This window comes from Bhargavaea massiliensis (assembly GCF_018390575.1).
Classification (GTDB): Bacteria; Bacillota; Bacilli; order Bacillales_A; family Planococcaceae; genus Bhargavaea; species Bhargavaea massiliensis.
On the sequence record NZ_JAHBCJ010000013.1, the window covers coordinates 1 to 25,205 of the forward strand.

Here is a 25,205-nt window from a genome sequence, read left to right on the forward strand (position 1 = left end):
CCCCCTGCAAGAGTAGGACGTCGCTGGGCACAAAGCCGTCTCCTGATGGAGGCGGTTTTTTTGTGCGGAAAAATGGCTGTTTTGTTTTCTTGGATGCCTATCTTCTGCCCATTCATAAAGAGCACGACCGCACATAGAACCCGAACAAGTGCACATAGGAATCTTCCCTTTCTCCCATGATTCTCCCATCAAACTCCGTCGAGTGTTAACTAAGGCTTTCTGAGTGTTAAGTAAAGGTCAACTGAGTGTTAAGCATCGTTCCTTTCACCTTCCTCCTGCCGGAAATCGGACCCGTATGCCATTCTCCTTACTGGCCCATTGACTAAGCGCTAATAGTAGCGCTATATGATCTGCTTAAAAGAAGGGCTTCCCTAATACCTGCACCTGCATATCAAACCCAAGGCTATCCGTCATCCGTCGTCCCGTGCGTGTTATAATGGACCCATTGAACGGATAAAGGAGTTTATGCAATGAGCAGTCAGTCGCGGCGGCCGGTCGTGCACATGCTGGAGCAATTCGCAAAAAGCGACCCGTTGTCATTTCATGTGCCCGGCCACAAAAACGGAAATCTGACAGGATTGCCGGAAGCCGTCAGAGGAATGATGTCCTGGGATGTGACGGAGCTGCCGGGACTGGATGACCTCCATGCTCCGGAAGGGCCGATCCGGGAGGCGCAGGAACTTCTGGCCGCTGCTTACGGCGCGCACCGGAGTTTTTTCCTCATCAATGGCTCGACGGCCGGTAACCTGGCAATGATACTTGCCGCCTGCCGTCCCGGAGACAGGGTCATTGTGCAACGCAATGCGCATAAATCTATTTTTAACGGTTTGGTGCTTGCGGGGGCGCGTCCGGTGTATGTCGATCCGGCATGGGATGCGGAAACCCGGTCTCCCGGACACGCGGAAGCGGAGCTAATCCGCGAAGCGATCGAGATGTACCCCGAGGCAAAAGCGGTGATCTTGACCAACCCGACCTATTACGGCAAGGTATCCCCGCATCTCAGTAACATTGCGGACATCTGCCATGATGCGGGCATTCCGCTTCTCGTAGATGAGGCGCATGGGGCGCATTTCAGGATTGGCGCGCCGTTTCCTGAACCATCGCTTGCCCAGGGGGCGGACGTGGTCGTCCAGTCGGCACATAAGACGCTTCCTGCAATGACCATGGCCTCATTTCTGCATGTTGCTCACGGATCGCTGCTCGATGCACAGCGCATCGATTATTACTTGGGCATGCTGCAGTCCAGCAGTCCATCTTACCCGATGATGGCATCGCTGGACGATGCGCGGCATTATATCGCAACCTTCACAGAAGAAGACGTGAAGGCATTTCTTGACTATAGAAAGACGCTGATCATGGGATTGGACGAAGTAAAAGGTCTGTCTGTCATCCGGCCGGATGATCCGCTCAAGCTGCTTCTTCGCGCGGACGGACATTCGGGGAATTCACTTGCGGAAGCGCTGGCCCATCAAGGTGTCCACACCGAACTTTCAGATCCGTATCAGACGCTGCTTGTGCTGCCCCTCCTGAAAAAGGGACAGGATGTTCACCTGGGGGAAACGCTTGCTGCAGCCGCGAGAGCCGTAAAGTCACTCGGACCCGGAAAAGAAGCGAAAGAGCTCGATGAACCGTTTTCACAGCCGGCCGTCACAGCGGCTGATGGTCCGCCCGCTGTCCAGCCAGGAAACTCAACCGAGTGGATTGACTTCCGGGAATCGGAAGGGCGTCTTTCCGCCGCATCCGTTATCCCCTATCCGCCGGGCATCCCGCTGCTCCTGCCGGAAGAACCCATCACCAGGGAGAAAATCCGGACTTTGCATCATTATCTGGCGGCCGGCACGGCTTTCCAGGGAACGCACCGGCTGCATATACAACAAATTTTGGTCTCACGACAGTCACCGGAGGCATAATATACATGAAGACAAATGGTTTATTCATCACACTTGAAGGGCCGGATGGGGCAGGAAAAACTTCCGTCCTCGAGATTTTGGCGCAACGATTCGAAGAGTCGGGGACCGAGTTTCTGCGGACACGCGAGCCCGGAGGCATCCGGATTTCAGAGAAGATCCGGGAAATCATCCTGGATAATGACCACACAGAGATGGAAGCCCGGACCGAGGCGCTGCTTTACGCGGCGGCGCGGCGCCAGCATCTGATCGAAAGGATCATCCCCGCTCTGGAGGCAGGAAAAGTGGTTCTCTGCGACCGGTTCATCGACAGCTCAATCGCCTATCAGGGGGCAGCCCGGGGGATCGGTACGGAGGAGGTCCGCTCGATCAACCGGTTTGCAATCGGGAACACGATGCCCGACCTGACCATCCTTCTTGATGTGCCAGCTGAAGTCGGCATCCGGCGGATCAGCGAAGGAAGGGGCCACGAGGTGAACCGTCTCGATGCGGAAGGGCTCGACTTCCACAAAAAAGTGCGTGACGAGTACCTGAAAATCGCGGAAAGTGAGCCGGAGCGTGTGGTCTTGATCGACGCAACCGGAAGTCTCACCGACACCGCAGAAGTTGCCTGGGACTCAATAAAAAGTCGCATGAAGTAAAGACCGTTTGTGCTATACTTATATAAAAGCTGGCGAGGAGTGATCCACATGAAATTGGTTGTAGCGGTCGTGCAAGACCAGGACAGCAACCGTTTATCCGCCGCTCTGACAAAAAATGACTTCCGTGCCACGAAGCTGGCCAGTACCGGCGGTTTCCTGCGCTCGGGCAACACGACTTTCCTGATTGGTACAGATGACCCGCTGGTGCCGAAACTGCTTGGCATCATCCGGGAGAACTGCCGTTCCCGTGACCAGATGGTCGCACCTGTATCCCCGATGGGCGGGAATGCGGATTCTTACATTCCGTACCCCGTTGAAGTGGAAGTCGGCGGCGCAACAGTTTTCGTACTGCCGATCGAGCAGTTCCATCATTTCTGATTTTAAGACGACCACCCGTGCCCGTGAGATTTTCGGACACGGGATTTTTCTAACAGGGAGGAAGGACGCCGGTGGACACCGATAATAGCATCATGAAGCGGCAACCTAAAGCGGCCTCTCTGCTGGGGGGATCCGCGGCTTCCGGACGCGTTGCCCACGCTTATTTGTTTGATGGCGTGAAGGGTGCCGGGAAAGAGCTGCTCGCCCGCTTTTTCACCCAGCTGCTCCTCTGCCACGGACCCGCGGACGGCATGCCGTGCGGCGAATGCCGCAACTGCCGGAGAATACGGGAGGACAACCATCCAAACGTCACTCAAATTCATCCGGATGGACAAGACATCAAAAAAGGACAGATTTCCGACCTGATCTACAAGCTGAACAAGACCGGTCTTGAGGAAGGCCGCAAAATCTACATTTTGCATCAAGCGGACCGAATGAATATTTCCGCTGCCAACACACTCCTGAAATTCCTCGAGGAACCGGAAGGGGAAGTGACCGCAATCCTGCTCACAGACCGTGTGTCGGCCATCCTTCCGACGATCCGGTCCCGCTGCCAGGAGATCCACCTCCAGCCACCGCCGAGAGAGGCGGTATTGGAGCAGTTGGTTGCGGAAGGCGGCGTCACCCGCACGATGGCGTCGACCGTCACGATGATCACGGCCGATCCGGGAGAGGCACTTGCGCTTTCGGCGGATGAGCAGTTTGGACAGGCCCGTAAGACAGTGATAAAATTGGTGGAAGCATCGGACAAAAGTATCCAGGAAGCCCTGCTGTTCATCCAGACGGACTGGGGTCCGCTCTTCAAGGAGAAGGACGAGACCGAACAGGGGCTGGATCTGCTCCTGTTCGCCTACCGTGATATTTCCGCGGTGAAGGCGGGACTCTCCACGCCGCTTGCCTATCCGGAAAACCGGGCCAGATGGGAAGAGATGGCGCTGCGGCTGACGTTCAGCCGGCTCGCTTCGATTCTCGAAGCCATCCTGAAGGCCAAGCGCAACCTCCAAAGCAATATGAACCGCACGCTTCTAATGGAACAACTGGTGCTCAACATGCAGGAGGGTCAACATGCTCTATAATGTAGTAGGCGTCCGCTTTAAAAAAGCGGGTAAAATATATTATTTCGATCCGGGCGAATACAGCCTGGAAAAAGGCGAATACGTTATTGTCGAAACGGCGCGGGGCGTCGAGTACGGCAAGGTCGTCATTCCGCCAAGGCAGATGAGCGGCGATGATATCGTCCTGCCGCTCAAAATGATTGTCCGCCCGGCGACAGAACAGGACCGCGCTTCCGTCCGGGAAAACGAGGAAGAAGCTAAGCGGACATTCGACATCGCGGCCGGTAAAATCGAAGATCACGGGCTGGAGATGAAGCTGGTCGACGTCGAATACACATTTGACCGAAATAAAATCATTTTCTATTTCACGGCAGACGGCCGTGTCGATTTCCGGAATCTCGTCAAAGATCTTGCATCAGTGTTCCGGACCAGGATCGAACTGCGCCAGATCGGAGTGAGGGATGAGGCAAAGATGCTCGGCGGCATCGGTCCTTGCGGGCGTATGCTCTGCTGCTCGACGTTCCTCGGGGACTTCGAGCCTGTCTCGATCAAGATGGCAAAGGATCAGAACCTGTCGCTGAATCCGTCCAAAATATCCGGACTGTGCGGCCGGCTGATGTGCTGCCTGAAATACGAAAATGACGAATATGAGGAAGCAAAGCGCCTCATGCCGGACGTCGGCACCCGCATCACTACGCCGGATGGTGCCGGAAGAGTCGTCGGGCTCAACTTGCTTGAGCGCATGCTGCAGGTAGAGCTGTCCGGTGAAAAGAAAGTGATCGATTATTCGATGGACGAAATCTTGCAATCGGTTTGACGCAATCAATATGGGGTGTGAGCATTGATGGACCGGAACTTCTTGGACAAGGTCATGGAATTCGGGCAACACCTTGATTCGGCCAATCGCCAGTATGCGGAACTGAAGGAGTCGGTCGCACAGATGATGGAGGAGAACCACGCTCTCCAGATCGAAAACCATCATCTGCGCAACCGCCTGGAAGAGATCGAAAAGCAGCTGGAGGACAGGGGCCGGAAGCCCGGAAAAAAACATCAGCCGAAATCGGCGGAGATCGGGGAAGGACATGACAACCTCGCCCGCCTTTATAATGAAGGGTTCCACGTCTGCAACGTCCACTTTGGAAGTTCGCGGAAGGGCGAGGACTGCCTGTTCTGCCTCTCATTCTTGAACAAGCAGAATGGATAAAGACCGGTTCCGCTATTGGCGGAATACGGTCTTTTCTTTGGGCTTCAATGGCTTCTGCCCAGAAACTGTTTCACGGAGGATAAAAGGCATGAATATAGAACTGAACGAAGATGAACGGCTGGATGATCTGCTCGCGGAAGGGCTGAAAATCATTCAGAGCCCCCAGGTGTTTTCATTTTCCCTGGATGCTGTATTGCTGGCGAAATTCGCCTATGTACCGATCCGCAAATCCGGGAGCATCATCGACCTTTGCACGGGCAATGGGGCGATTCCGCTGTTTCTGAGCGCGCGGTCGAATGCGCCGATTACCGGGGTGGAACTCCAGCCAAGGCTGTCAAACATGGCGGAGCGCAGTGTCGCGCTGAACGGCATGGAGGACCGGATTCGCATCGTCACAGGGGACGTAAAGGGGATTGCGGACATACTCGGGCATGAAAAGCACGATACGGTGACATGCAATCCTCCTTACTTTCCCGCACATGAGCTGAGCGACCGCAACATGCTGGAGGAAGTCGCAATCGCCCGGCATGAATTGTATCTGACGTTGGACCAGGCCGTGGAAAATGCGAGCGCCTTACTGAAACAGGGCGGCAAAGCGGCATTTGTCCACCGTCCGGGAAGGCTGCTCGACATCATCACTTCGATGAGGCAGCATCGCCTGGAGCCGAAGCGGATCCGGTTCGTTTATCCGAAGAGCGGCAGGGAGGCCAACACCCTCCTGATCGAGGGAACAAAGGACGGCAAGCCGGACCTGAAGATCCTTCCGCCGCTTTATGTCTATGAGGATGACGGAGCCTATACGCCGGAAATACGGGAGATGCTGTATGGACCGGGTGAATGAAGGGGAGCATGTGCTCTATGTGCTCGAGTGTTCGGACGGGACCTATTATGCGGGTTATACCAATAACCTGGAGCGTCGGGTAAAGGTGCACAATGAAGGGAAAGGCGCGAAATATACAAAGCCCCGGCGGCCGGTCCGTTGCGTCTTCAATGAAACATTTGAAACCAAGCAGGAAGCGATGCGGGCCGAGTACGCGTTCAAGCAGCTCAGGCGGGTTGAAAAGATCGACTACATGAAGCGGAATGGAGGCGGGCGTCCATGAAGTCCCAGAAGAGCGTACAGGACCCTGGCGGAAAACTTTATCTTGTCGGGACACCGATCGGCAACCTCGAGGACATCACATTCCGGGCGATCCGGATCCTGAAGGAATCAGCGGTGATTGCTGCAGAAGATACGCGAAATACGAAGAAACTTCTGAACCACTTTGATATCCAGACACCGCTTCTGAGCTATCACGAACATAATCTGAAAGAAGGCGGGGACCGGATTTTATCCGCGCTGGCAGGAGGGGAAGACGTGGCCCTCGTAAGTGATGCGGGCATGCCATGCATTTCGGATCCCGGAGCGGACATTGCGGCCCGGGCAATCAGTGAGGGATATGCCGTTGTCCCGGTGCCGGGAGCCAATGCGGCGCTGTCTGCACTGATCGCTTCAGGTCTTCCGGCACAGCCGTTTCTGTTCCACGGCTTTCCGCCACGAAAGAAAAACGACAGGCGGGACCTGTTCGGAAAAATGGCCGTGCGTGGGGAGACGGTGATTTTCTACGAATCACCACACCGGCTAAAGGATTCACTCCGTGATCTCGAGGCTGCCTTCGGATCGGAGCGACGGGTCGTGCTCGTCCGGGAACTGACAAAGAAGTTCGAAGAGATTCTGCGCGGCACCGCCAGTGAGGCGGTGGCTTATGCAGAATCAACAGACCTCAAGGGAGAATTCTGCATCGTCGTCGAAGGCGCGGATTTGAAAACCATCCGGCATGCCGAAGAACAGTCGGAGTGGTGGGCCGGCCTGACGCAAAAGGCCCATGTAGAGGCCGTGATGGAGCGGGAAGGTGTTCCGCCGAAGGAAGCCATCAAAATCGCGGCAAAAGAACGCGGAGAACCGAAGCGGGATATTTATCAGGCGTATCATCTGAAATAATGCACGGGTACGGACCCAAACGAAACCATCAGGCCGAATAATATAAGGCCTGATGGTTTTTTATGTACTTCTTTGTCGGATATCCCGAGTGCGATTAGTGAAAGAAAACGATTCCTGAAACCGACTATTTAATAGGAAGATACTCTTGAGTAAAAAGCGGATCCTTCCGCATAACAATAAAACCGCCCGGAAAGTTCCGGGCGGTCTGTAAGGTCGTTTTATACGTGCTGCTTTTGGCCGAGACGTTCTGAAATTTCGTCAACGAGCTTTTTCGCGCCTTCTTCGCTGAGAATCAGTTTTCCGTCAATCAGGCGGAAATTGTCATCGGACACATCGCCTGTGATGGCACAAGTCATGTTTGGCATGTATTTTTTCAGGATAATCCGGTCGTCATCCACGTAAATCTCCAATGCGTCTTTTTCCTTGATGCCGAGTGTGCGGCGGAGTTCGATTGGAATGACTACCCGTCCAAGTTCATCGACTTTACGTACAATACCCGTCGATTTCATCCAGTATTGCCCCTTTCGAGTTCTATCTTATTTTCGTCAAGATTCGACATGCTAATTGACTAAATCCATCATACCAACTAATGCCAATACCGTCAATTTACAAGGCCAAAAAGTTTTGTAAAAACAATATTTTTTCCGGCCTAAGTCAAATTTATACCATTTCGGGCGATAAATAAAGTGTTTTGTTAGAACGTACTCAAAAAAGTGCTAACAGGTGAATAATGATTAATGGAAATTGTCCTGCCGGCTTGCCTGCATTGAAGTGAAGGGTGGCATCCGGTAGAATGGAGGAAATGCGTATTCATGGAGGCCAAGGCATGAGTGAACAGAAAACTTTTTACTTGACGACGCCGATTTATTACCCGAGCGGCAAGTTCCACATCGGTACTGCGTACACGACAGTGGCATCCGACACGATGTCACGCTACAAGCGGCTCCGCGGCTATGACGTCCGCTTGCTGACGGGGATGGATGAGCATGGACAGAAGATCCAGCAAAAAGCCGAAGAGGCCGGCATGGCTCCGCAAGCGTATGTCGATGAAATAGCCGAAGGCGCGAAGAAGCTGTGGGGCATGATGGACATCTCCTATGATGACTTTATCCGGACGACCGAAGAACGCCACAAAAAGGGCGTTGAAAAGATCTTCAAAAAATTCCTCGATAACGGGGATATTTATAAAGGCGAATATGAAGGCTGGTACTGCACGCCTTGCGAATCGTACTTTACCGAAGCACAGCTGGAGGACGGAAACTGCCCGGACTGCGGCCGCCCCGTCCATAAGGTGAAGGAAGAGTCCTATTTCTTCAATATGAAGAAGTATGCGGACCGCCTACTCAAGTATTATGAAGAGAATCCCGATTTCATCCAGCCGGAATCCCGTAAAAATGAAATGATCAACAACTTCATCAAGCCGGGGCTCGAAGACCTTTCCATTTCCCGCACGTCGTTTGACTGGGGTATCCATGTGCCGGGTGATCCGAAACACGTCATCTATGTGTGGGTCGATGCGCTGTCGAACTATATCACATCGCTCGGTTACGGAACGGAGGACGAATCGCTGTTCCGCAAATACTGGCCGGCTGACGTTCATGTCGTCGGGAAGGATATTGTACGCTTCCACACGATTTATTGGCCGATCTTCCTCATGGCGCTTGATCTGCCATTGCCGAAGAAAGTGTTCGCGCACGGGTTCATCATGATGAAGGATGGAAAAATGTCGAAGTCGAAGGGCAATGTCGTTTATCCGGAGATGCTTATCGAGCGTTACGGCCTTGATGCGACGCGCTACTTCCTTCTTCGTGAGCTGCCATTCGGATCTGACGGCGTGTTTTCGCCGGAAGCATTTGTCGAGCGCATGAACTACGACCTGGCGAATGACCTCGGCAACCTGCTGAACCGCACGGTGTCGATGGTCAACAAGTATTGCGGCGGAATCGTTCCGTCGCATCCGGAAAGTTCGACTGAATTCGACGAGCCGCTGAGACAGGTGATGGAAAAGACGGTGCGGAAATATGAGCAGGGCATGGAGAACATGCAATTTAGCGTCGTCCTGTCGGACATCTGGGCGCTTGTTTCCCGTACGAACAAATATATTGACGAAACCCAGCCTTGGACGCTAGCAAAAGACGAGTCGAAAAAGGGTGAGCTGGATTCCGTCATGCATCATCTTGTGGCAAGCCTTCACGAAATCGCGGTCCTTCTCCAGCCGTTCATGACAAAATCGCCAAAGCAGATTGTCAATCAGCTTGGCCTCGGGGAAGAGGCACTTGCCTGGGACACGCTGGAAGCCGGTGCAATCAAGGAAGGCATGAAAGTGGCCGAAAAAGGGACGCCTGTGTTCCCGCGCCTGGACCCGGAAGTGGAAATCGCCTACATCCGGGGAGAGATGCAAAAATCAGTCCAGCCGCAGGAGGAAGAAGCTGCTGCCGGAGAAGACAGCGTCCCGCAATCTCCTGAAAAGCCGGACGTACCGGAAATCACAATCGACGATTTCACAAAAGTCGACCTTCGTGTGGCGACAGTGACGGCTTGCGAGAAAGTGCCGAAGGCGGACAAGCTGCTGAAACTTCAGCTGGACCTTGGCTATGAAACCCGGCAGGTCGTCTCGGGCATCGCAAAGTTCTATGAACCGGAATCGCTTGTCGGCGAGAAAGTGATTGTCGTCGCGAACCTGAAACCTGCGAAACTCCGAGGTGAACTTTCACAGGGAATGATCCTTGCTGGAGAGCAGGATGGGATCCTCAAACTCGCATCAGTTGATCCTGCGTTGCCGAATGGCTCCCAAATCCGTTGATTTCGGATGTTCTGTAACATTTATATTGACCTGAGAAAATAGAAACCGGAGGACTTTAGTCCTCCGGTTTTCCTTTTTGCTGTTAATGGAACTCGGTTTCTTTGACTTTTTTCGTGACTTCCCGTACAACTTTATAAGTCTTGAGATAGAGTCTTGTCATTTAACTAAATCTAATTTGTAATCTAAATGTAATAGAACTGTGAAATTTGAAAAAGGATTTATGTATAGACTTGAACAATACATTGGGAGAGTGAATCGCATGCTGATTGACACACATGTCCATTTGAATGCAGACCAATACGAGGAGGATGTCGATGAGGTGATCCGCCGTGCGCTCGATGCGGGCGTCGAAAAAATGGTCGTTGTCGGATTTGACCGGCAGACTATCCGTCGCGCGCTCGAGCTCGCAGAAACGTACCCGTTCATTTACCTGGTGATCGGATGGCATCCGGTGGATGCAGTCGACTGTACAGAGGAAGACCTCCGGTGGATCGAAGAAATCGCTGCCGAGCACCCGAAAGTTGTCGGCATCGGGGAGACCGGGCTCGACTATCATTGGGACAAATCGCCGAAGGATGTTCAGCAGGAGCTGTTCCGCAGGCAAATCGCGCTCGCGAAGAAGCTCAAGCTTCCGGTCGTCATCCATAATCGCGATGCGACAGGCGATGTGGTCCGTATCCTAAGAGAAGAAAATGCAGCAGAAACGGGCGGCATCATGCACTGCTTCAGCGGCAGCCCGGAAACAGCAAAAGAATGCGTAGAAATGAATTTCATGATCTCCCTCGGCGGGCCGGTGACGTTCAAAAATGCCAGGCAGCCGAAAGAAGTGGCAAAGGAAATTCCGCTTGATCATCTGCTCGTCGAGACAGACGCGCCATATCTTGCGCCCCATCCTTACCGGGGCAAGCGCAATGAGCCGTCCTATGTTCGGCTCGTTGCCGAACAGATCGCGCTACTCAAGGAAATTCCATTTGAGGAAGTAGCCCGAAAGACTACCGAAAACGCATTGAAAATATTTGAGATTCGCGAATAAAGAGGCCAAAACGGGCCCACACTTCACCCGTGCTGCGGCACAGGAAAAAACCGGTTCGGTTGACAAGCCGGAAAACGGGCCGCTATAATCACTCGGGTGATAAGGAGGAGTTTTTTAGTGTCTACAAATTCTAAGGAACAAGAGAATTCCAGGTTCATGACAGGCAAGAAGATCATCATGTCCATTTTGACGATCGCACTGTTCGCGGGCGTCATCACATATGCAGTTTACGAGGGGACCAAAAAGAACGTCACCCTTTCCGAAGGCGGCGAACAGACGGAATTCCGCACTCATGCGGATACAGTCGGCGAGCTTCTGGATGAGCAGGAGATTGCAGTGGGGGAACATGACGACCTCTCCCCGGCCAAGGATGAGCAACTCGAGGACGGCGCGTCCATCGAGTGGAAAAAAGCCAGACAGTTTACGATCAGCATAGACGGTGAAGAAAGCAAAGTCTGGTCGACGAAAGAGGATGTTGATGCGCTTCTGGCTGATGCCGGCATCGAACTCAGTGAGCATGATGCCGTCACGCCGGCACGCGGAAGCGAAATCGGCGATACAGATACCGTCAATATTGAGAAGGCATATGAAGTTGCCATGATCGACGGGGGCCAGGAAAGCAAGATCTGGACCACTTCGACTACGGTCGCTGACTTTTTAAGCAAGCAGGGCATCAAGCTCGGTAAGAACGACCGCGTGGAACAGGGCATGGATGAAATCGTCAAGCCGGGCTCAAGCGTAAAGGTCGTCCGGGTAGAAAAGGTCACCGATGTAGTGGAAGAGTCGACGGACTTCACTGTACAGACGAAAAAAGACAACAGCCTGCTGAAAGGCAAAGAGAAAGTCGTCCAGAATGGTGAGCAAGGTAAAGTGGAACGGACGTATGAAGTCATCAAAGAAGACGGCAAAGAAGTCAAGCGCAAGCTACAGGACGAGAAAGTGGTCAAAAAGCCGATCAATAAAGTAGTCGCTGTCGGCACGAAAGCCCCAGCACCTGCAAAGGCAGTAGCTTCGAATACGACCAAAAAGGCAGTAGCCTCGAACACATCCAAACAACAGGCTGCTCCGAAGTCGTCCGGCAAGGTGGTTCAGGCATCGGCACCGCGCAACGAGGAACCGGCCGGCGGCAAGGAATTTTATGTGACGGCGACCGCCTACACGGCATCCTGCAACGGCTGCTCCGGTATTACGGCAACAGGCATCAACCTGAAGGCCAATCCGGGAGCAAAAGTAATTGCAGTCGATCCGAGCGTTATTCCGCTCGGCTCCAAGGTCTGGGTTGAGGGCTACGGTACGGCCATTGCGGGCGATACCGGCGGCGCAATCAAAGGCAATAAGATTGATATCTTCGTCCCGACAAAAGACCAGGCCTACAGCTTCGGCCGCAAAAAAGTGAAAATCAAAATCCTTAACTGAGGATGAACGGATCCGCGGCCTGGTGCCGCGGATCTTTTATTTGCTTGTTGCAATATGGGATACGGTAATGAAGCATGGACTGCAGAGTTGCAATATGGGGACAGATTTAAAATAAGGAAGCAGCAAATGCAAGAAGGCGGCTTCGGAAATTGCAATACCGTTTGCAGCCGGTCGTTCTCCTGTTTGCGCCAACTCGTTAACAAAGCATGGTTCAGGGTGAGATTAGATTAACTTAAGACTGATCAAAGGGTGATGAAGGATTGCAGGGAGGACATAAGGGCCGATTGACAAACCAGATGAGACCTTTGTCAGTGCTTATGTTAGCAGTGCGTGGGACCCTAAGGACATGCAACGGTACCGGCTTTCTGTACAATCTGTCCGCATGCCGTTAAAATTGGAGGAAATGAACGAAAGAATGGGATTATCAGTGACTATCGAAGAAATCATCGTCGTGGAGGGCAAGTCGGATACAATCGCCGTCCGGCGCGCGACCGGGGCGGATACGATTGAGACGAACGGCTCGGCCGTCTCCAGGGAGACGCTTATGAAGATCCGGCATGCACAGGAAAAACGGGGTGTCATCGTTTTCACAGATCCGGATTATCCGGGCCGGCGCATCCGAGCAATCATCGAGGAGCATGTGCCGGGCGTGAAGCATGCTTTTCTGCCGAAGGCACAGTCTATATCAGAAAACGGCCGGAAAGTTGGCATCGAGCATGCCGCGGATGAGGATATCCGGGCAGCACTTGCCGCCGTCCGCACACCGGTGCACCAAAGCGGTGCAGAGCCGCCTGTGAGCGATGCCGAGCTGGTCAGTCTGAGGCTTGTCGGCCACCCGGACGCAAGACGCAGGCGCGAGCGCATCGGCCTCCTGCTGCAGATCGGGCAGACCAATGGAAAGCAGCTTGCCAAGCGCCTCTCCATGTTCCGGATCAGCCGGGAGGAGTTCCTCGCCGCTGTCCAAGCCATTGACGAAGAAGGAGACATCCATGCATAGAGACATTGCCACACCCGGACGGACGAAGGAGATCCTCGATAAGTACGGGTTTTCATTTAAAAAGAGCCTCGGACAGAACTTCCTGATCGATCCGAATATCCTGCACAAGATTGTGTCATTTGCCGGCCTGACCGATAAATCGGGAGCCATCGAAATCGGTCCCGGAATCGGTGCGCTCACAGAGCACCTTGCCAGAAATTCCGGGAAGGTCGTTGCATTTGAAATTGATCAGCGCCTGCTTCCGGTGCTGGACGACACGCTATCGCCGTATGACAATGTGAAGGTCATCCACCAGGATATCCTGGTGGCGGACGTTGCGGCCGTGATCGGCGAGGAGTTTGCCGGCTTCCCGCATATTGCCGTGGTTGCGAACCTTCCCTATTACGTGACGACGCCGATTCTTATGAAACTGCTGGAGGACCGGTTGCCGATTGATTCGTTTACCGTCATGATGCAGAAGGAAGTGGCGGACCGGATCAGTGCGAAGCCGGGTACGAAGGAGTATGGCTCCCTGTCGATTGCTATCGAATACTATACCGAAGCCCAGACGGTCATGACGGTCCCGAAGACCGTCTTTATGCCGCAGCCCAATGTCGCATCAGCCGTCGTCCACCTGAAGCGCAGGAGCGCGCCTCCCGTCGCTGTAAAAGACGAAGGCTTCCTGTTTAAAGTGACGAGGGGCTCATTTGTCCAGCGACGGAAAACGATCCTGAACAACCTGCAGACGTCTCTGCCGGACGGCAAGAAGCACAAGCCGGAAATTTTGGAAGCACTCGGCCAAGCCGAGATCGATCCGGGTCGCCGCGGGGAAACACTGACCCTCGAAGAATTCGGCCGGCTCGCAGATGCGCTGTATCCGGAATTTGGTGAATAATTGTTACAAAAAATTTTCAAAACGATAAAAAGAAGAAAATACAGAAGAAAAAACATTGACATACGAAGAGCGCATTGATAAAATTTTAAATTTAATTGACAGAAACTTTGAAATGTGTTATCCTTACATACAGTGAGGTGTAAGCGATAATGCCAAAAACATTAGCTGATATCAAGAAGGCGCTCGATTCTCATTTAGGTCAGCGTTTGCAACTTAAGGCGAATGGCGGCCGGAAAAAGACGATTGAGCGTGCCGGTGTCCTTCGGGAAACGTATCATGCCGTCTTTGTCATTGAGCTCGACCAGGAGGAGCATTCGTTCGAGCGGGTCTCCTACAGTTATACCGATCTTTTGACGGAGGCCGTGGAACTGACATTCATCAATGGCTCAGAGAAAATGGATTTCGTCGTGAAGTAATGCAATTATTTATCCCGTTTTTGCCCGGCCAAAACCTTTTGGAAGGTTTTGACCGGGTTCTTTTTTCATTTCGGGCCATACTACATGTGTCAGCCGAACGAGGAGGAAAAACCGAATGGCTAGAAACGGCGGAGTAATGTCCCAGCGTCTGAAGGAAGAGATCGCGAAGGAACTTGGATTTTACGATGTTGTGCAGCAGGAAGGTTGGGGAGGCATCAAAGCACGTGACGCCGGTAACATGGTGAAGCGGGCGATCGAGATGGCGGAACGGGGCATCGGCGAAGGCCGAAAGTAACGCTTCTGTAACCCGAAATCCAAAAACGGCTGACACCGGCAGACGGAATTTTTCCGTCTGCTTTTTTCATTGTCTCTCCCTATGGTAAAATAGGGGCATTGAATTTTGGGGAGGTGCCTTCATGATCCATGAAAAAGCACCGGCGAAGATTAACCTGACCCTCGACGTCCTCGGCAAGCGCCCGGACGGCTACCACGAGGTCGAAATGATTATGACGACGGTCGACCTGTATGACAGGCTGGCCATTGAAGGCGCCAAGGACGGAAAGATTATCATCAAGTCCTCCGACCGCTATGTGCCGGATGATCGGCGCAACCTGGTTTATCAGGCAGCGGAACTTCTCCGCAAGCGTACGGGCATCCGTGATGGCGTGACGTTTACGCTGGACAAGCGCATTCCCGTCGCAGCAGGACTTGCGGGCGGGAGCAGTGACGCCGCTGCAGCGCTCCGCGGACTCAACCGGTTTTGGAAACTCGGTTTGTCGCTGGACGAACTGGCGGAAATCGGGGCGGAAATCGGATCCGATGTACCGTTTTGTGTGTATGGCGGGACCGCATTTGCAACGGGACGCGGAGAGAAAATCCGCCACCTGCCGGCCCCGCCGAATTGCTGGGTGATCTTGGCGAAGCCGGACATCGGTGTGTCGACGGCAGACATTTACGGTAAGTTCGACCTGTCCAATGCCCGCCATCCGAACATCTCGGCGATGGAGGCGGCACTCCGGGAAGCAGATTACAAAGAGGTCTGCCGCAACCTGGGCAATGTACTCGAGCCGGTTACGATGGAGATGCACCGGGAAGTTGCCATGCTCAAGGACGGAATGGAGCGATTTGGAGCTGATGCCGTTCTCATGAGCGGCAGCGGGCCGACCGTCTTTGGGCTCGTTTCTCAGGAGGCGCGCGTCGCCCGCATCGTCAACGGTCTCAACGGCTTTTGTCCTGAAGTCCACGCGGTCCGTATGCTGGGCGGACGGAACAGTGCCCGGCTTGATTAAATCCGGATGTTTATGTTAATGTGAAGGTAAATTATTCGGATTTTGTGAAAAGCCGGCCAGTTCCGGTTCAGACATAAGCACAGAGGTGGACATTTTGAAGTGGAAGCGCAGTGAACGGCTTGTCGACATGACCCAATATTTGCTCAGCCATCCGCATACGCTCATCCCGCTCACGCATTTTGCCTCCGCGTACGACGCGGCGAAATCATCGATCAGTGAGGATCTCGCCATTGTCAAAGGGACGTTCGAGGAGCGGGGAACCGGCCGGCTCATCACCGTGCCGGGCGCGGCCGGCGGCGTGAAGTACATCCCGGATGCAAGCAGGGAAGAGGCACAGGAGATTATCCGTGATTTCATGGATGCACTCAGTGATCCCGGCCGGCTGCTTCCGGGCGGGTATCTGTTTATGACGGATCTGCTCGGCAATCCCGGACTCATGGACCGGATCGGCCGGCTGTTCGCTGCCCGCTACAAGGATTCGGAAATTGATGCCATCATGACTGTCGCGACCAAAGGCATTCCGATCGCCCATGCAATCGCACGACATCTGAACATCCCTGTCGTTGTCGTCAGGCGTGACAGCAAAGTAACAGAAGGGTCTACGGTCAGCATCAACTATGTTTCCGGCTCGAGCCGGCGCATCCAGACGATGGTCCTCTCCAAGCGCAGCATGCAGGGCGGCCAGCGTGTGCTTCTCACCGATGACTTCATGAAAGTCGGCGGAACGATGAACGGCATGAAAAACCTCCTCGCCGAGTTTGATTGTGAGCCGGCGGGTGTCGCGGTCCTGGTCGAGTCGGAGGACATGCAGGAAGAGCGGCTCGTGGAAGACTATGTGTCTCTCGTGAGGCTGCGCGAAGTCAATGAGAAAAAACGCACGATCAAACTTGTGGAAGGCAACTATTTCAGGGAAGGTGGAAACTGATATGAACTTGATCCAGACAGACAAGGCGCCTGCAGCAATCGGCCCTTACTCGCAGGGCATTGTAACAGGCGGCATCGTTTACACATCCGGCCAGATCCCGCTTACGCCGGAAGGCAGCCTGGTGGAAGGCGGCGTTGAGGAACAGACACACCAGGTGTTCAAAAACCTTTCCGCTGTTCTGGAAGCCGGCGGGTCTTCGCTTGACCGCGTCATCAAGGCCACCGTTTTCATCAAGGATATGAATGATTTTGGCACGATCAACGACATCTATGCCTCTTACTTCGGCGACCACAAGCCGGCACGCTCCTGCGTGGAAGTTGCCCGCCTTCCAAAAGACGTCCTCGTCGAAATCGAAGCGGTCGCCCTCGCAAAGTAAAACTTTCATAGACACGGCAGCTCTCTATATACGGAGCTGCCGTTTTATTATGCGGAAATCTCCCAATTTATTCGGAAACTGTTGCATGAACATCCCTAACTTTGAATAGTTCAAAAATTTTGTATTGTAAGAAGGGGATTTACCATTTATATTGAATATAAACAACCAAGAAGGTGCTGAAGGTGGTGAGAAAGTGGAAGTAACTGATGTGAGACTTCGTAGGGTAGAGACTGATGGCCGGATGCGGGCCATTGCTTCCATCACGATTGATGAGGCGTTCGTGGTCCATGATATCCGGGTCATCGACGGCAATGATGGCCTGTTTGTCGCCATGCCGAGCAAGCGGACCCCCGACGGCGAGTTCCGCGATGTGGCCCATCCGATCAATTCGGACACGCGCCAAATGATCCAGGACGCCGTGCTGGGTGCCTATCACCTGACAAAAGAAGAACCGCAACTCGAAGGCGCCGGCGCTTAACCGGCCCCGACCAGCCGTCCCGTAACCGGTGACGGTTTTTTCATGTCCTGTGCCTGTCGCCTTTTTCAATTTATTGTTAAACTGAAAGGACGGGGGAGGGTCAACATGAAAAAAACTCTGTTTATCACCGCCATTTTCCTGCTGGTCTTCCTGGCAGGATGCCGGGACAAGCCGACACCTGAAGACCGGCTGGAGGAGTATATCAGTCATTGGAACAAAGGTGGCTTTGCCGTCATGTACGACGGTTACCTGACCGAGAAGGCGAAAAAGGACTTTTCGGAGGAAGAGTTTGTAGAGCGCCAGGAAAAACTGATGGAGGACCTCGGTATCAACGATTTGGAAGTCTCCTATGAAAAACCCGGCGAAGATGCCGAATGGGACAAAGAACAGCCAGCCGAATTCGATATCCGGGTCAAGATGGAGACGCTTGCCGGTCCGGTCGAGTTCGACAAGCCGATTAGGCTCCGCCATGAGGAGCAGGAAAAAGAAAAGACCTGGTTTGTCGAATGGGATCCTTCCTATATCTTCCCTGATCTCGAACCGGGCGATGAAATCGATTTATCGCGCACCAAAGCAAAGCGGGGAGAGATTGTCGACAGGGCGGGGATCCCGATTGCGAAAAACGGGACCGGCTATCAGGTGGGCATCGTTCCCGAAAAACTGGATGAAGCTAGAAAGCCGGATATCGCTGAGCTGCTCGGAACAACGGCTGAAGCGATCGACAAGAGCCTGAATGCGGCATGGGTCAAGCCGGAGCTGTTTGTTCCGATCGGGAAGACGGCGAAAAACGACACCGACCGTCTGGAGCAACTGCTTGAAATTCCGGGTGTCGCGGCGCAGGAAACCGCGATGCGGGAATATCCTTATGGTCCGGCACTGGCCCACCTGACCGGCTATATCGGCGCGATTTCCGCTGAACAGCTGGAAAAGCTGAAGGACAAGGGCTACTCGGAAAATGACCAGATCGGCCGGAGGGGCCTGGAAAGTCTGCTGGAGGACCGGCTCCGCGGCCGGGATGGAATGAAGATCACCATCCTGAAAGCGCAGGAAGGGATGGAACCGGTGACCGTCACTGAACGCGCGCCTGAAGACGGGGAGACCATCAAACTGACTCTCGATGCCGAACTGCAGAAAACGGCTTACGATGCGATGAAAGGAGAGCCGGGCACAGCCGCTTCCGTCGTCCCTGAAACCGGAGAAGTGCTGATGCTCGTCAGTTCCCCGGCCTATGACCCGAACGAATTCATCACCGGCATGAGCGGTGACCGATACCGCGAGCTGGAGGAAGACGAAAAGGCGCCCCTGTTTAACCGCTTTGCACAAAGCTATGCACCGGGCTCGACACTGAAGCCGGTCACCGCAGCCATCGGCATGAAAGCCGGTACGCTCGATCCTGCGGAAGGGCTCACGATTACCGGCAAGACCTGGCAGAAAGATGCTTCCTGGGGAGCATACCGGGTGTCCCGCCTGCATCCGGAGGCTCCGAATCCGATTGACCTGAACCGCGCGATGGTTTATTCAGACAACATTTACTTCGCGCAACAGGCGCTCGCGATGGGCAGGGACACCTTCACCGACGGGCTGAAGCAGTTCGGATTCGGCGAGCCGATCCCTCTTGAGGCGATGGAGCTGAAGGCCTCGCAGATCTCCAACGACGGCACGGTCGGATCGGAGGGCCAACTGGCCGATACGTCATTCGGCCAGGGCCAGATGCTGACGAACATCCTGCACCTCGCCTCCATGTATGAGCCGTTTCTGACAGGCGGCACGATGCACAAGCCGACGTTGCTGTTTGACGAAGAAGACGGACAGGTCTGGAAAGAGGGCCTGCTCGACCCGGCACAGGCAGAAACGATCCGTTCCACACTGCGAAGCGTCGTTCTGGACGGTTTCGCCCAATCTGCGAATATCGCGGACGTTCCGATCGCCGGCAAGACCGGCACTGCCGAGCTGAAGGCTGCCGGTGAGGAACGGGGCAAGGAAAATGGATACTTTGTTTCCTATCATGCCGAAAATCCTTTATTCATCCTGGCAATGATGGTGGAAAACGTCGAAGACGACGGCGGCAGCGACTATGTCGCGGCCATGTCCGCCGAGGTTCACCGATATGCATCCGAAAGGTGAACCGATTCAAGCAGCCGCTGCCATCCCGGGAGCGGCTGCTTTTTTGGGGAAGACCGCATTTTATCCTGCCGGATGCAGGTTGCCGATTCGGAACACCCGGAATCGGGGATGTCAAGCCTATGCCCTGTAAATTGTTGAAAAATGGGCCGTTTTCGTCTATCGTTAGAGGGAAATCCAAGAAAAAAAGTTAGGGGAACTGCCTGATGACGAATACATATGCCGTAATCCTGGCAGCCGGCCAGGGAACACGCATGAAATCGAAGCTCTATAAAGTGCTCCACCCGGTATGCGGTAAGCCAATGGTCAGCCATGTTGTCGACAATGTCCGGGAAGTCGGCGCAGACCGCGTCGTCACAATCGTCGGATTCGGTGCGGAGAAGGTCGAGGAAGAAGTCGGCGATCGCAGCGAGTTTGTCCTGCAGGAAAAGCAGCTGGGAACCGGTCATGCCGTTCTTCAGGCGGAACAGAACCTGGGCGGCCTGGAAGGCACGACGATCGTCGTGTGCGGAGACACGCCGCTGATCACGCCGGAAACGATGAAGGCGCTGATTGACCACCACAACGAAACAAAAGCAAAAGCCACGATCCTCACCGCGTTCGCTGACGACCCGACGGGCTACGGACGGGTCATCCGCGACGAAAACGGAAACTTCCTCCGCAGCGTCGAGCAAAAAGACGCCAGCCCGGAAGAACAGCAGGTGAGGGAGATCAACACCGGCACTTATTGCTTCGACAATAAAACCCTGTTCGAAACGCTCCGGAAAGTCGGAAACGACAACGCGCAGGGCGAATACTATCTGCCGGACGTCTTCGGCATCCTCCAGTCGGAAGGCGAAACGATCGCCGCCTACGCGACGGACGATTTTGAAGAAACGCTCGGCGTCAACGACCGAGTCGTGCTCGCGGAAGCGGAGCGCGTGATGCGCCGCAGGATCGCCGAGAAGCATATGCGGGGCGGCGTCACGATCCAAGACCCGGCCAACACGTACATCAGCGCGGACGCCGAAATCGGCCGTGACACCGTCCTCATGCCCGGCACGGTCATTGAAGGCCGCACGGTCATCGGGGAAGACTGCCTGATCGGACCGGACAGCCAGATCAGTGATAGCGTCATCGGCGACCGGACGGTGATCCGCCAGTCCGTCGTCATGTCGAGCAAGATCGGAGAGGACACGGCTGTCGGGCCGTTCGCCCATATCCGTCCGGAGTCCGATCTCGGCAACAGCGTGAAGATCGGCAACTTTGTCGAGGTGAAAAAGTCGAATCTCGGGGAAGGCAGCAAAGTCTCCCACCTCAGCTACATCGGAGATACGGATATCGGCGAGCGCGTCAACATGGGCTGCGGCACGATCACCGTGAATTACGATGGGGTCAACAAGTTCCGCACAACGGTCGAAGACGATGCGTTTGTCGGCTGCAATTCCAATCTGATCGCACCTGTGACAGTCGGAAAAGGCGCTTACGTCGCCGCCGGTTCCACAGTGACAAAAAATGTTCCTGAAAATGCCCTTGCAATCGCGCGCTCCAGGCAGGAGAATAAGGAAGGTTATGTTGAAAAAATGAACAAAAAGCGATCGGAGGAGCAATCCAAAAAATGACGAACCATTATCCGGACCATAAACTGAAGATTTTCTCCCTGAACTCAAACGAGCCCCTGGCCAAAGAAGTCGCCGACGAAATCGGCGTTCCGCTCGGCGCATGCTCGGTCAACCGCTTCAGCGACGGCGAGGTACAGATCAACATAGAAGAGAGTATCCGAGGCTGCGACGTCTTCATCATCCAGTCGACCTCGGCTCCCGTCAACGAGAATCTTATGGAACTGCTCATCATGGTCGACGCGGTCAAGCGGGCATCCGCACGTACGATCAACGTCGTCATGCCGTATTACGGCTATGCGCGACAAGACCGTAAAGCCCGTGCCCGTGAGCCGATCACCGCGAAACTTGTGGCGAACCTGCTGGAGACGGCCGGTGCCAACCGTGTCATCGCGCTTGACCTGCACGCGCCGCAAATTCAGGGCTTCTTCGATATTCTCATCGACCACCTGGTTGCGGTTCCGATCCTCTCCGACTACTTCATGGAGAAGAACATCCCGGGTGAAGAGCTCGTCATCGTATCGCCTGACCACGGCGGCGTGACGCGCGCCCGCAAGATGGCCGACCGTCTGAAGGCACCGATCGCGATTATCGACAAGCGCCGCCCGCGCCCGAACGTCGCGGAAGTGATGAACATCGTCGGGAACGTCGAAGGCAAGAAAGCGATCTTGATCGACGACATCATCGATACCGCAGGCACGATCACGATTGCGGCAAATGCCCTCGTGGAAAACGGCGCGACCGAAGTGTATGCATGCTGCACGCACCCGGTTCTGTCCGGCCCTGCCATAGAGCGCATCAACAATTCGAAGATCAAGGAACTGGTCATCACGAACTCGATCAACCTTCCGGAAGAAAAACATTCTCCGAAGATCAAAGAGATGTCTGTCGCGCCGCTTCTCGCTGACGCCATCGTCCGCGTATTCGAAAACAAATCCGTCAGCACACTGTTTAACTGATAAACAACGGAAAGGCCGCCATTGGGCGGCCTCAGACTGTAGACTAAACGTACCCAGAAGAAATCTATCTGGGTACGTTTTGTCATTCATGCTGATATTTTGCGTGTATTGCTCCTGAATTTTCCTTGGAATGACCGACCGTTAGGTCGGTTCCGGTGACTCCAGGTCCAGCAGGCCAATCTCTTCAGATTCAAGGCAGCAAAAGTAAGCATCGCCTGCATGGACATTTTTGCCTTCCCGCAAGGGTTGTCCATCGCATGCCACACTTTTCCTTGGCATCTCCGAAACCACGCTCCACGGTCTCTTTCCGCCTTGCATAGATTTCTTTGTTTTCCGGGATGAGCCGAATGGCTTCTGCCTGATCGAGGTAGTCCTGCCAGATATGCCGGGTGATGACTTTTACATGGTTCTGGCTTTGAGTGCACTGAGCAAGCAACGGACAACCTGCGCATTTGGCTCATTTGACTTGTATTCCCGGTAGCCTTGCTTATTGGTGGTCGAATACCGGAGTTCCTGTCCGTTTGGACAGATATAGGCATTCTTCTTGTGAGATCATTTCTAGTTGGTCGCGATTGGCTCCATTCGATTTTGACAACATGTTCATCACCCGTTTTGTAGTCTGTTAACTCGATTATATAAACAGGTACCGTTTGCCTCAATAAGCCATATGGCGGATTGAAGCGGAGGGCCCGAGACACCTGCGGGAAAAGCGTTAGCCGAAGACCCCGCAGAGCGAAGCTCGAGGAGGCTAAGGCAACGCCCGCGGTAAGCGAGGGCCCGCAGCGGAAATCCGGAGGATTTTATGGAAAAGAAAAAACTGCAGACAAAGGAGTAATATACTCACTTTGTCTACAGTCTGAGGCCACCTTTGGGCGGCCTTTTTTGATTTGGAGCAATACCGGAAGCCAGCGTACATTTGGCAGAATATCATTCACTTTAGCCCAGATATCACCCATCAACAGCAGGGTATCAACCACTTTCAGATAGATTTCGAGCATCTCCCTATGATTGGGATGTTTGAAAATTTTAAAACTGGGTAAACACTACTTATGACGAAATAATAATATGGATGGTGACTGCAGATGGCGACGACAATCAAGGCAGAAAAACGTGAAAAATCCGGACGTTCCAGGCTGACAGAACTCCGGAACAGCGGGTATGTGCCGGCAGTGGTTTACGGGTATAAACTGGAAAGCGTACCGGTCGCGGTCCGCGAGAACGAATTGTTCATGACACTGCGCGACGAGGGCCGCAACGCCGTGTTCCAGCTGGAGGTTGAAGGCAAAAAAGTCAATGCGGTACTCCATGATTATCAGATGGACGTGATGAAAGGCGAGTTCAAGCACGCTGACTTCCTCGCCATCGACATGAATACGGAAATGGAGGCGGAAGTGAACATCACCCTGACAGGGGATGATGTGGCGCCGGGCGTCAAAGAAGGCGGTGTCCTCAACCAGCCGTTCTGGACGGTCAACATTTCGGCCAAGCCTTCCGACATGCCGGAATCTCTTGAAGTCGACGTTTCCGAACTGGCGGTCGGAGATTCCCTCACGGTCGGCGACGTCAAGTCGAAATGGGGCGTGGATGTCGTCGACGAGGATGATAAAGTGCTCGTCACAATCACTGCGCCCCGCACTGAGCAGGCAGATGCCGATGCAGACGACACGGAAGCCGCACCAAGTGCGGAAGCCGGCGGCGGCCCGGATGAAGCCCCTCAGGAAACCGAATAACCGCTTTAAAAGGATTGCCCGTCCGCGGGCAATCCTTTTTGCCTGCCTGCCTTTCTGAATCATGGTAAAATGGGAAGCATCATTGCCAAGAGGAAGATGTCCATGAAACTTATCGTCGGGCTCGGCAATCCGGGCAGGCAGTACGAACAGACCCGCCACAATATCGGTTTCCACGCCATCGATGTGCTGGCTGACCGATGGAACGCCCCGCTCAACCAGACCAAATTCAACGGCATGTATGCGACGGTGCATCGCCCGGAAGGCAAGGCGCTGCTCGTCAAGCCGCTTACGTACATGAACCTCTCGGGGGAATGTGTCCGCCCGATGATGGACTATTTCGATGTGCCGGAAGAGGACCTGATCGTCATCTATGATGACCTTGATCTTCCGCCGGGCAGGCTCCGGCTCCGCCAGAAGGGCAGCCCGGGCGGACACAACGGAATGAAGTCGATCGTCCAGCACATCGGAACGCGCGACTTCGACCGGATCCGGATCGGAATCGGCCGGCCGGATGTCCCGATGGCCATCACGGATTGGGTGCTCGGAAGGTTCTCTGAGGAAGAAGCGCCGGTCATGAGGGAAGCCGCGGAACGCGCGGCGGATGCCTGCGAGGCTGCCCTCGGACGCCCGTTCATCGACGTCATGAATGAATTCAACGCCAAGTGAGGCATAGCCTCCCCCGCCCCTGTCTATACTGATGGGAAAGGAAGGGGGCGCATGCATGGCGATCCGGTACCGTTGCCGCCACTGTGAAACGGAAATCGGCCGGCTTCCGTTCGGCTCGGCCGACGAAGCGAGGACGCTGCTCCGGCTCGGTGAAGAGGAAGCGGAAGAATTCATCCTGGAAGGGGAAGACGGGGACGCGACCGTCCAGTGCATCTGCAAAGATTGTGAGCAGTCGCTTGACCGGTTTCCCGATTATTATTCCCTGCAGAAATGGCTGCAATGATGCCCTTGCTTTGGCACCCGATGAAGGTGTCCAAGGCTTTTTCTGCATTCGGGGCCAGTGCCGTGCATCCCGGAA

General features: G+C 54.2%; 28 protein-coding genes and 1 pseudogene. 26 read left to right on the plus strand and 3 right to left on the minus strand.

Annotated elements, in window-relative coordinates; translation table 11 throughout:
* The first annotated feature begins 470 nt into the window (after positions 1-470).
* The 9 genes from KHA84_RS14645 to rsmI all read left to right on the plus strand — a co-directional run bounded on the left by KHA84_RS14645 (position 471) and on the right by rsmI (position 7,166).
* Positions 471-1,910, plus strand: a complete 1,440-nt coding sequence (locus tag KHA84_RS14645; protein ID WP_213424264.1) for an aminotransferase class I/II-fold pyridoxal phosphate-dependent enzyme — start codon at positions 471-473, stop codon at positions 1,908-1,910.
* 5 nt (positions 1,911-1,915) lie between these two features.
* The gene (tmk, locus tag KHA84_RS14650; RefSeq protein ID WP_213424265.1) at positions 1,916-2,548 is read left to right on the plus strand and encodes a dTMP kinase; all 633 of its coding nucleotides are present in this window, start codon (positions 1,916-1,918) and stop codon (positions 2,546-2,548) included.
* Between the two features lie 48 nt (positions 2,549-2,596).
* Positions 2,597-2,926, plus strand: a complete 330-nt coding sequence (locus KHA84_RS14655) for a cyclic-di-AMP receptor (protein WP_008301272.1) — start codon at positions 2,597-2,599, stop codon at positions 2,924-2,926.
* A gap of 71 nt (positions 2,927-2,997) precedes the next feature.
* Positions 2,998-4,002: a DNA polymerase III subunit delta' gene (gene holB, locus KHA84_RS14660; protein ID WP_213424266.1), complete on the plus strand. Its 1,005-nt coding sequence runs from the start codon at positions 2,998-3,000 to the stop codon at positions 4,000-4,002.
* Positions 3,992-4,798, plus strand: a complete 807-nt coding sequence (locus tag KHA84_RS14665; RefSeq protein ID WP_213424267.1) for a PSP1 domain-containing protein — start codon at positions 3,992-3,994, stop codon at positions 4,796-4,798. The genes holB and KHA84_RS14665 overlap by 11 nt, the downstream gene beginning before the upstream one ends.
* 24 nt (positions 4,799-4,822) lie before the next feature.
* Complete coding sequence (gene yabA / locus KHA84_RS14670; protein ID WP_092098250.1) at positions 4,823-5,185, plus strand: DNA replication initiation control protein YabA; 363 nt, start codon at positions 4,823-4,825, stop codon at positions 5,183-5,185.
* 88 nt (positions 5,186-5,273) lie between these two features.
* On the plus strand, positions 5,274-6,026 hold the full coding sequence (locus KHA84_RS14675; RefSeq protein WP_213424269.1) for a tRNA1(Val) (adenine(37)-N6)-methyltransferase: 753 nt from the start codon (positions 5,274-5,276) through the stop codon (positions 6,024-6,026).
* On the plus strand, positions 6,010-6,288 hold the full coding sequence (locus KHA84_RS14680) for a GIY-YIG nuclease family protein (RefSeq protein ID WP_213424270.1): 279 nt from the start codon (positions 6,010-6,012) through the stop codon (positions 6,286-6,288). Before KHA84_RS14675 ends, KHA84_RS14680 begins: the two co-directional genes overlap by 17 nt.
* Positions 6,285-7,166, plus strand: coding sequence for a 16S rRNA (cytidine(1402)-2'-O)-methyltransferase (gene rsmI / locus KHA84_RS14685; RefSeq protein ID WP_213424271.1), 882 nt, complete (start codon positions 6,285-6,287; stop codon positions 7,164-7,166). The genes KHA84_RS14680 and rsmI overlap by 4 nt, the downstream gene beginning before the upstream one ends.
* Positions 7,167-7,384: 218 nt before the next feature.
* Here rsmI and KHA84_RS14690 read toward each other — a convergent pair whose 3' ends face one another.
* Positions 7,385-7,675, minus strand: coding sequence for an AbrB/MazE/SpoVT family DNA-binding domain-containing protein (locus KHA84_RS14690; protein ID WP_213424272.1), 291 nt, complete (start codon positions 7,673-7,675; stop codon positions 7,385-7,387).
* A 317-nt stretch (positions 7,676-7,992) separates the two neighbouring features.
* On the opposite strand from KHA84_RS14690, the gene metG reads away from it, so the two are divergent.
* The 14 genes from metG (at position 7,993) to KHA84_RS14760 (ending at position 22,451) form a co-directional block, all read left to right on the plus strand.
* Positions 7,993-9,969: a methionine--tRNA ligase gene (metG, locus tag KHA84_RS14695; RefSeq protein WP_213424273.1), complete on the plus strand. Its 1,977-nt coding sequence runs from the start codon at positions 7,993-7,995 to the stop codon at positions 9,967-9,969.
* A gap of 259 nt (positions 9,970-10,228) precedes the next feature.
* On the plus strand, positions 10,229-11,002 hold the full coding sequence (locus KHA84_RS14700; RefSeq protein ID WP_213424274.1) for a TatD family hydrolase: 774 nt from the start codon (positions 10,229-10,231) through the stop codon (positions 11,000-11,002).
* A 117-nt stretch (positions 11,003-11,119) separates the two neighbouring features.
* Positions 11,120-12,418, plus strand: a complete 1,299-nt coding sequence (locus tag KHA84_RS14705) for a ubiquitin-like domain-containing protein (RefSeq protein ID WP_336511155.1) — start codon at positions 11,120-11,122, stop codon at positions 12,416-12,418.
* A 403-nt stretch (positions 12,419-12,821) separates the two neighbouring features.
* Positions 12,822-13,415 (plus strand): ribonuclease M5, encoded by a 594-nt coding sequence (rnmV, locus tag KHA84_RS14710; RefSeq protein WP_236823320.1) that lies wholly within the window; start codon positions 12,822-12,824, stop codon positions 13,413-13,415.
* Positions 13,408-14,289 carry a 16S rRNA (adenine(1518)-N(6)/adenine(1519)-N(6))-dimethyltransferase RsmA gene (gene rsmA / locus KHA84_RS14715; protein ID WP_213424275.1) on the plus strand — a complete coding sequence of 294 codons (882 nt, stop codon included), beginning with the start codon at positions 13,408-13,410 and terminating at the stop codon, positions 14,287-14,289. The genes rnmV and rsmA overlap by 8 nt, the downstream gene beginning before the upstream one ends.
* A gap of 149 nt (positions 14,290-14,438) precedes the next feature.
* Complete coding sequence (gene veg, locus KHA84_RS14720; RefSeq protein ID WP_008301256.1) at positions 14,439-14,705, plus strand: biofilm formation stimulator Veg; 267 nt, start codon at positions 14,439-14,441, stop codon at positions 14,703-14,705.
* Between the two features lie 115 nt (positions 14,706-14,820).
* Positions 14,821-15,000 (plus strand): small, acid-soluble spore protein, alpha/beta type, encoded by a 180-nt coding sequence (locus KHA84_RS14725; RefSeq protein ID WP_092098234.1) that lies wholly within the window; start codon positions 14,821-14,823, stop codon positions 14,998-15,000.
* A 121-nt stretch (positions 15,001-15,121) separates the two neighbouring features.
* The gene (ispE, locus tag KHA84_RS14730; protein ID WP_213424276.1) at positions 15,122-15,994 is read left to right on the plus strand and encodes a 4-(cytidine 5'-diphospho)-2-C-methyl-D-erythritol kinase; all 873 of its coding nucleotides are present in this window, start codon (positions 15,122-15,124) and stop codon (positions 15,992-15,994) included.
* A 94-nt stretch (positions 15,995-16,088) separates the two neighbouring features.
* Positions 16,089-16,919: a pur operon repressor gene (purR, locus tag KHA84_RS14735; protein WP_213424277.1), complete on the plus strand. Its 831-nt coding sequence runs from the start codon at positions 16,089-16,091 to the stop codon at positions 16,917-16,919.
* Position 16,920: 1 nt separating this feature from the next.
* Positions 16,921-17,295: a RidA family protein gene (locus KHA84_RS14740; RefSeq protein WP_213424278.1), complete on the plus strand. Its 375-nt coding sequence runs from the start codon at positions 16,921-16,923 to the stop codon at positions 17,293-17,295.
* Positions 17,296-17,488: 193 nt separating this feature from the next.
* Positions 17,489-17,773: a septation regulator SpoVG gene (gene spoVG / locus KHA84_RS14745; RefSeq protein WP_157297198.1), complete on the plus strand. Its 285-nt coding sequence runs from the start codon at positions 17,489-17,491 to the stop codon at positions 17,771-17,773.
* A 105-nt stretch (positions 17,774-17,878) separates the two neighbouring features.
* Positions 17,879-19,897 carry a penicillin-binding transpeptidase domain-containing protein gene (locus KHA84_RS14750; RefSeq protein WP_213424279.1) on the plus strand — a complete coding sequence of 673 codons (2,019 nt, stop codon included), beginning with the start codon at positions 17,879-17,881 and terminating at the stop codon, positions 19,895-19,897.
* 203 nt (positions 19,898-20,100) lie between these two features.
* Complete coding sequence (glmU, locus tag KHA84_RS14755) at positions 20,101-21,495, plus strand: bifunctional UDP-N-acetylglucosamine diphosphorylase/glucosamine-1-phosphate N-acetyltransferase GlmU (protein ID WP_213424280.1); 1,395 nt, start codon at positions 20,101-20,103, stop codon at positions 21,493-21,495.
* The gene (locus KHA84_RS14760; RefSeq protein WP_213424281.1) at positions 21,492-22,451 is read left to right on the plus strand and encodes a ribose-phosphate diphosphokinase; all 960 of its coding nucleotides are present in this window, start codon (positions 21,492-21,494) and stop codon (positions 22,449-22,451) included. Before glmU ends, KHA84_RS14760 begins: the two co-directional genes overlap by 4 nt.
* Before the next feature lie 86 nt (positions 22,452-22,537).
* Here KHA84_RS14760 and KHA84_RS15455 read toward each other — a convergent pair.
* Positions 22,538-22,991, minus strand: a pseudogene (locus tag KHA84_RS15455) (transposase); the annotation flags it as partial.
* Positions 22,992-23,251: 260 nt separating this feature from the next.
* Entirely contained in the window at positions 23,252-23,449 is a 198-nt protein-coding gene (locus KHA84_RS14770) for a hypothetical protein (RefSeq protein ID WP_213424283.1), read from the minus strand.
* Positions 23,450-23,533: 84 nt separating this feature from the next.
* On the opposite strand from KHA84_RS14770, the gene KHA84_RS14775 reads away from it, so the two are divergent.
* From KHA84_RS14775 to KHA84_RS14785, 3 genes are all read left to right on the plus strand, one after another.
* The gene (locus KHA84_RS14775) at positions 23,534-24,181 is read left to right on the plus strand and encodes a 50S ribosomal protein L25/general stress protein Ctc (RefSeq protein WP_213424284.1); all 648 of its coding nucleotides are present in this window, start codon (positions 23,534-23,536) and stop codon (positions 24,179-24,181) included.
* 102 nt (positions 24,182-24,283) lie between these two features.
* Positions 24,284-24,847: an aminoacyl-tRNA hydrolase gene (pth, locus tag KHA84_RS14780; RefSeq protein WP_213424285.1), complete on the plus strand. Its 564-nt coding sequence runs from the start codon at positions 24,284-24,286 to the stop codon at positions 24,845-24,847.
* A gap of 55 nt (positions 24,848-24,902) precedes the next feature.
* Complete coding sequence (locus KHA84_RS14785; RefSeq protein WP_008301240.1) at positions 24,903-25,130, plus strand: anti-sigma-F factor Fin; 228 nt, start codon at positions 24,903-24,905, stop codon at positions 25,128-25,130.
* Positions 25,131-25,205 lie beyond the last annotated feature (75 nt).

Coding starts and splice junctions, on each gene's coding strand:
- KHA84_RS14645 (WP_213424264.1), top strand. CDS start 471: ATGAGCAGTCAGTCGCGGCGGCCGGTCGTGCACATGCTGGAGCAATTC.
- tmk (WP_213424265.1), top strand. CDS start 1,916: ATGAAGACAAATGGTTTATTCATCACACTTGAAGGGCCGGATGGGGCA.
- KHA84_RS14655 (WP_008301272.1), top strand. CDS start 2,597: ATGAAATTGGTTGTAGCGGTCGTGCAAGACCAGGACAGCAACCGTTTA.
- KHA84_RS14665 (WP_213424267.1), top strand. CDS start 3,992: ATGCTCTATAATGTAGTAGGCGTCCGCTTTAAAAAAGCGGGTAAAATA.
- KHA84_RS14675 (WP_213424269.1), top strand. CDS start 5,274: ATGAATATAGAACTGAACGAAGATGAACGGCTGGATGATCTGCTCGCG.
- KHA84_RS14680 (WP_213424270.1), top strand. CDS start 6,010: ATGGACCGGGTGAATGAAGGGGAGCATGTGCTCTATGTGCTCGAGTGT.
- rsmI (WP_213424271.1), top strand. CDS start 6,285: ATGAAGTCCCAGAAGAGCGTACAGGACCCTGGCGGAAAACTTTATCTT.
- KHA84_RS14690 (WP_213424272.1), bottom strand. CDS start 7,675: ATGAAATCGACGGGTATTGTACGTAAAGTCGATGAACTTGGACGGGTA.
- metG (WP_213424273.1), top strand. CDS start 7,993: ATGAGTGAACAGAAAACTTTTTACTTGACGACGCCGATTTATTACCCG.
- KHA84_RS14700 (WP_213424274.1), top strand. CDS start 10,229: ATGCTGATTGACACACATGTCCATTTGAATGCAGACCAATACGAGGAG.
- rnmV (WP_236823320.1), top strand. CDS start 12,822: ATGAACGAAAGAATGGGATTATCAGTGACTATCGAAGAAATCATCGTC.
- rsmA (WP_213424275.1), top strand. CDS start 13,408: ATGCATAGAGACATTGCCACACCCGGACGGACGAAGGAGATCCTCGAT.
- veg (WP_008301256.1), top strand. CDS start 14,439: ATGCCAAAAACATTAGCTGATATCAAGAAGGCGCTCGATTCTCATTTA.
- KHA84_RS14725 (WP_092098234.1), top strand. CDS start 14,821: ATGGCTAGAAACGGCGGAGTAATGTCCCAGCGTCTGAAGGAAGAGATC.
- ispE (WP_213424276.1), top strand. CDS start 15,122: ATGATCCATGAAAAAGCACCGGCGAAGATTAACCTGACCCTCGACGTC.
- KHA84_RS14740 (WP_213424278.1), top strand. CDS start 16,921: ATGAACTTGATCCAGACAGACAAGGCGCCTGCAGCAATCGGCCCTTAC.
- KHA84_RS14750 (WP_213424279.1), top strand. CDS start 17,879: ATGAAAAAAACTCTGTTTATCACCGCCATTTTCCTGCTGGTCTTCCTG.
- glmU (WP_213424280.1), top strand. CDS start 20,101: ATGACGAATACATATGCCGTAATCCTGGCAGCCGGCCAGGGAACACGC.
- KHA84_RS14760 (WP_213424281.1), top strand. CDS start 21,492: ATGACGAACCATTATCCGGACCATAAACTGAAGATTTTCTCCCTGAAC.
- KHA84_RS14770 (WP_213424283.1), bottom strand. CDS start 23,449: ATGCTCGAAATCTATCTGAAAGTGGTTGATACCCTGCTGTTGATGGGT.
- KHA84_RS14775 (WP_213424284.1), top strand. CDS start 23,534: ATGGCGACGACAATCAAGGCAGAAAAACGTGAAAAATCCGGACGTTCC.
- pth (WP_213424285.1), top strand. CDS start 24,284: ATGAAACTTATCGTCGGGCTCGGCAATCCGGGCAGGCAGTACGAACAG.
- KHA84_RS14785 (WP_008301240.1), top strand. CDS start 24,903: ATGGCGATCCGGTACCGTTGCCGCCACTGTGAAACGGAAATCGGCCGG.